Genomic DNA, 4,943 nt, shown 5'->3' on the forward strand with positions numbered 1-4,943 from the left:
TCACCAGCGGTAAAGCCGGTCGTCAGCCACTGTTTGAAAGCGCTGGGAGTCGGCCGCGGCGCGCTCCCGCCACTGGCGAATCACCGTCGGCGGGATGTTGTTGTAGGTCAGCGTTCTTTGAAACAGTGGCTGACGACCGGCTTTACCGCTGGTGAGGTTGTAGTCGATCGTTGCAATAAGATCAGATACGTCTTCACCGAATATATGGAGCATTTCAGCGTCATCTCCGGCGGGCACATAGGCCCGTTTTCGGAGAATCAATCCGCCATCACCATCCTGACTCTGGCTGACCACCCCGACCCGCAGCAATTCATCAAGCACAGCTCTCGGTGTCATATCACCGCTGTATCGACGCACCAGGTCACTGAAACCGCGATCGCCGTCGAACAGGAGCACGGCGGGCTGACCCTGGGCATCCTGAAACATCGGGTCGTGAACCCACCCGGCCACCACTCTGGATGCCCGATTGCCCTGCCTGGCTTCGTTGATCACAGGCTCACCAGCGAGGATATCCCGCTGGCGCCTGACCTCCTTCCGGGTCAGTCCCGTCATGATGGCAGCACGGGAGTCGGTCGGTTTTTTCCGGCTGTCACCGGAATCTCCCAGTGCCGCTTCCACATAGGCCCGGCGCATCAGATCCGCAAATTCCCCAAAGGGAATACCATTGCGGATAAGCAGCCTCGCGAGAGGCCGCAGAATGCGGTACAAGGCCCGCTGCAGAGGATGGTTCGCATGTTCAGTCATGGTTTGGGATTGTATTCCCACAGGGTTGATAAAACCAGTGAGGAGCCATGAACGGCCCCTCACTTTCAACACTTAATCAGTCGTCGTCATCGTCGTCTTCGTCGTCTTCGTCGTCATTGTCATCCTCGACCTCAAGGTCGGTGATCACATAGACGCCACCCCGGTTTTCATAGTCAATTTCGACCATTGTGCCTGTGCCGATGCCCGCCAGACTCTCGCCGCCCCGGTTCAGGGTCAGTCCCATGATGATCAGAGTCTCGGTGGTAACTTCATCTACCCGGCCCTCAATTTCAAAATCGTCGTCATCATCGTCGTCTTCCCTTTCGATCTTGAACGCCTCCAGGTAGCTACCGCTGCTGTCGGAACGCTGACGACCTTCAATTTCCACATACTGCCCCGGGCTCAGTGACTCCAGATCCTGACTACGGTTCCGGAAATCATCATCGTCATTTTCAATCAGGGTATTGGCGCTGATGGCAACCTGCACCCCGGAAACCTGCATCCGACCCTGGGCCAGGTCAACACTCTCAATGCGGCCTTCCAGTTCAGCGTTGCCATCCCGGGACTCGATTTCTTCGGCGTACAGGACGCCATCACGGTATTCACCCTCAATCTTCACGAACAGGCCGTCTGCCAGGCGACTTTCACTCAGGCCGTCATCAAACCCGGTACCACCGGTCACCTGGACAGTGACACCGTTCAGCTGAAACTGACGAAGGGCAGAATCGTAGTCACCCGAGATAGCACCCGAGATCTCGACATCGTCGTCATCATCGAACCAGTCGTCCTCACCCTCAATTTCCGTGGCCATCAGCACGCCAGCGCTCAGATAGCCTTCTACTTCCACCACCAGGCCGTTGCGGAGATCGCTTGCGTCATCCAGGTCATCATCGAAATCGGCGAGCAGATAGTTCACCGTTAATCCGTTGATGGTGAAAGTGCGACCATCCGGGTCGAGATCACGAATGACTCCTTCAATTTCCACTTCCCGCTCGTTATCGGCAATAAAGCGATCAGCCAGCGGACGGATGCCGACGAAACTGGCTCTGAAGCTGCCATCACCCTGGCGCCAGGCACTGACCCGAACCCGATAGCCGGCCGGGCTGGCCGCCACCGAGGACAGCGCATCCCGGCTCTTGATCACGGTACGTCCATCAAGGCTGACGCGCTGACCGGCGACCATCAGCTCTCCGGTATTTTCAATGCTATCCCAACTGAAGCCTGACAAAGGCCCCCGCAGGGTGTCATCGTACTCAACGCTGCGAGCCCGACCTTCCCGGCGGTCGTCATCCCAATCCGCCTTGACCTGGAGAATCATGCCTTTCTCAAGTTCGTTCTCACGGCTGAGGCCATCGTCGCTGGTAATACCACCCCTGAGATCGTCAGTGTTGAAATAGGTACCGTTGACGTAAACACTGCCGAATCCGGACACCGGTCCGACACTGGTTCCGGAGGCAGACACGTTGCTGCCACCAGAATCACTGCCACCGCCGCCACAGGCTGCCACCGAGCCAGCCACCACGCCTGCAAGAATTATTCGTACTGCCCTGGTTAACCCATTGTATTTCATGACAAGACTCCTGTTTCAGACACCTATGGCCGGTGCGCTTCTGGTTTCGAGTTGAGCTCTGGCGTCGGTCCGGCCGGACCCCTTGTCGGTCAGGAATAAACCCGGCAAGGAAAATGGGATTTTATTCCCATTCGTTTATTGGGATTTTATTCCCATTTTTTGGAATGTCCAGAGAAAATATATGAACTTTCGGTGAACCTGGGCCCCGGATGTGCGTAACTGTTATTTCAGAAGGCCGGAACTGGTTCAGAACACCGGATCAGGCACAGAAACCCGAAACGGATGAACGACTATGCTGGGATTTTTGAAAGGTGACCCGAAGAAGAAACTGCAGAAGGCTTACGAGGACAAACTGGCCAAGGCCATGAATGCCCAGCGCAACGGGGATATCAGGACCTATTCCACACTGACTGAAGAAGCCGAAAAAATTTACGCGGAACTTCAGGAACTGAAAAAATAGACCGCTGAGCTGACGCCTGAATCAGCGGCCGCCGGTCCGGTGGCAGCCACTGTGACTGCGGCAGGGGCGGCACCGGCCTTTATTCATCCATCATCTGCCGCAACAGCCGGTTGAGACGGTCAACCTCACGGCGCATGGTACTGACTTCGTCCAGCAGATCCAGCGACACCGCCAGGCCCGGCAGATTCATCTTGAGATCCCTTTGCAGGCGCTGGGCTTTGCGGAGACGGGCCAGCGCCTCCACGTCAAACTCCCACTGGCGGGTTTCGGGAAGATCCTGCAGCGGACTGATGATGCCGTAGCTCACCAGCTTGATTACAAACTCCGCATGACACTCGCCCCGTTCACAGATTTCCCGCAGCGTGAAACTTGCCTGCGGGTCTGTCAGCTCTACGGTTATGACGGTATCCCGTTTCATCATCCTGCCCCCTGATCAGACGTGCAGCTTGCTGCGTGGATTGAAGTTCTTTTCGAGTTCGGCCAGCTTCCCATAGAGCGCTTCCGCTTCGGCACTGTGATGTTCCGGCATGACCACCTGTAACACCACAATCTGATCTCCGGGATGCTTGCCGGGTAACCCTTTGCCTTTGAGGCGCAGTTTGCGGCCTGTGCTGGACCCCTTAGGCACCTTGACGTTCAGTTTTGAACCGACGGTTGGCACGGTTACGGTGGCACCGAGAGCTGCTTCCCAGGGGGATACAGGCACGGTAACAACAACATCGTGGCCTTCAAGGGTGAACACCGGATGCGGAGCCAGCTCCACCTCGATGAACAGGTCACCGGGCTCGCCCCCACCCATACCCGGCGCACCCTGGCCTTTCAGGCGAATGTGCTGACCGTCTTTCATACCCGCAGGAATTTTTACCTTGAGGTTTTTGGGACGGGCTATCATCCGCCCCTGTTCGTCCAGTTCGTGGGCTACAAACTGAACCTGCTTGTCGCAGCCGTTAAAGGCCTCTTCCAGAAACAGGGCCAGGCGGGCATGAACGTCTTCACCACGCCGGCGCATGGACTGATGAAAACCACTGCGGTTACCCCCACCAAAGCCACCAGCCCTGCGGCTGCCGCCAAACACCTGCTCAAAGAAGTCACTGAACTGGCCGGCATCGGCATCAGTGTAGCCGCCACCACCAAAGCCGGAGGCACTCTGCCAGCCAGGAGGTGGCTCGAAAGAACCATCAGCACGGGCGCCGTATTTACGCAGCTGATCATATTCTTCCCGCTTCTCCGGGTCTTTCAGCACCTCGTACGCTTCACCCAGATCCTTGAATCTGGTGTCAGCATCCTCTTCCTTACTGACGTCCGGATGATATTTGCGGGCGAGTTTGCGATAGGCCTTTTTGATGTCCTCGGGGGAGGCAGACTCACTGACACCGAGCACGGCGTAATAGTCTTTGAAGTCCATTGCTCTCCTCGCGTTTATATGGGGCAGAATGTCTGCCTAGTATATTCGGCTTACAGAGAGAAATTACAAGGAAGGACTGACAGAGAATTGATGGGGATCAGTTTGGGGTAGCTTCGGAAGAACGCACAGAGCCCGTTCGTCCTGGCCCTGAGCTCGCCGAAGGATCGAAGAACGCCGTAAGGCCCATTCATCCTGAGCTTGTCGAAGAAGGGAACTCCGGAGTAAACGCCCTTCGACAAGCTCAGGGCGAACGGAGCTAGAATTTACTCAGTCCATTCGCTTTGACTCTGAACCTGCCGCAGAGACATAGGCTGTGACCAAATCCGTTCATCCTGAGCTTGTCGAAGGCTGCCTTCAGACCCGTTCATCCTGAGCTTGTCGAAGGATGGGACTTTGTGGTCAACGCCCTTCGACGGGCTCCGGATAAACGGACTGAGCAAAGGCTTCAGCGAACTTTCGGATCCAGCTCCCCGGACTCATAACGCATGAACATCTGCTCGAGGTTGACCGGCTTGATCTTGCTGGCATTACCCGCTGCACCGAAGGCTTCGTAACGGGCGATACAGACCTCGGTCATGGCCGTCATGGTTTCCTTGAGGAATTTGCGGGGATCAAATTCTGCCGGGTGCTTCGCCAGGAAGCGACGCACGGCGCCGGTGCTGGCCAGGCGCAGGTCGGTGTCGATGTTGACCTTGCGCACGCCGTACTTGATGCCTTCGACGATTTCTTCAACCGGTACGCCGTAGGTTTCTTTGATGTCGCCG

At 56.6% G+C, this 4,943-nt stretch carries 6 protein-coding genes; 1 reads left to right on the top strand and 5 read right to left on the bottom strand.

Going from position 1 to position 4,943, the window contains the following annotated elements:
• On the bottom strand, positions 1-744 hold the full coding sequence (locus AAC035_RS18555; protein WP_339806588.1) for a DUF6502 family protein: 744 nt from the start codon (positions 742-744) through the stop codon (positions 1-3).
• A gap of 76 nt (positions 745-820) precedes the next feature.
• A complete protein-coding gene (locus AAC035_RS18560) occupies positions 821-2,314 on the bottom strand; it encodes a DUF5666 domain-containing protein (protein ID WP_339806589.1) in 1,494 nt (497 codons plus the stop codon).
• Positions 2,315-2,606: 292 nt separating this feature from the next.
• On the opposite strand from AAC035_RS18560, the gene AAC035_RS18565 reads away from it, so the two are divergent.
• Complete coding sequence (locus AAC035_RS18565; RefSeq protein WP_339806590.1) at positions 2,607-2,774, top strand: DUF6435 family protein; 168 nt, start codon at positions 2,607-2,609, stop codon at positions 2,772-2,774.
• Positions 2,775-2,853: 79 nt separating this feature from the next.
• On the opposite strand, the gene AAC035_RS18570 is transcribed toward AAC035_RS18565, so the two are convergent.
• The 3 genes from AAC035_RS18570 to AAC035_RS18580 form a co-directional block, all read right to left on the bottom strand.
• On the bottom strand, positions 2,854-3,195 hold the full coding sequence (locus AAC035_RS18570) for a chaperone modulator CbpM (protein ID WP_339806592.1): 342 nt from the start codon (positions 3,193-3,195) through the stop codon (positions 2,854-2,856).
• 12 nt (positions 3,196-3,207) lie between these two features.
• Entirely contained in the window at positions 3,208-4,179 is a 972-nt protein-coding gene (locus AAC035_RS18575; RefSeq protein ID WP_339806593.1) for a DnaJ C-terminal domain-containing protein, read from the bottom strand.
• A 445-nt stretch (positions 4,180-4,624) separates the two neighbouring features.
• A partial coding sequence (locus AAC035_RS18580) for a class II fructose-bisphosphate aldolase (protein WP_339806594.1) occupies positions 4,625-4,943 on the bottom strand: 319 nt, incomplete at its 5' end.

It is taken from the genome of uncultured Marinobacter sp. (assembly GCF_963974375.1).
In the GTDB taxonomy this organism is placed as follows: Bacteria; Pseudomonadota; Gammaproteobacteria; order Pseudomonadales; family Oleiphilaceae; genus Marinobacter.

What these genes read in the sequence shown, in the direction of transcription:
- AAC035_RS18565 (WP_339806590.1), top strand. Translation starts at nt 2,607, where the DNA reads ATGCTGGGATTTTTGAAAGGTGACCCGAAGAAGAAACTGCAGAAGGCT.
- AAC035_RS18570 (WP_339806592.1), bottom strand. Translation starts at nt 3,195, where the DNA reads ATGATGAAACGGGATACCGTCATAACCGTAGAGCTGACAGACCCGCAG.
- AAC035_RS18575 (WP_339806593.1), bottom strand. Translation starts at nt 4,179, where the DNA reads ATGGACTTCAAAGACTATTACGCCGTGCTCGGTGTCAGTGAGTCTGCC.
- AAC035_RS18560 (WP_339806589.1), bottom strand. Translation starts at nt 2,314, where the DNA reads ATGAAATACAATGGGTTAACCAGGGCAGTACGAATAATTCTTGCAGGC.
- AAC035_RS18555 (WP_339806588.1), bottom strand. Translation starts at nt 744, where the DNA reads ATGACTGAACATGCGAACCATCCTCTGCAGCGGGCCTTGTACCGCATT.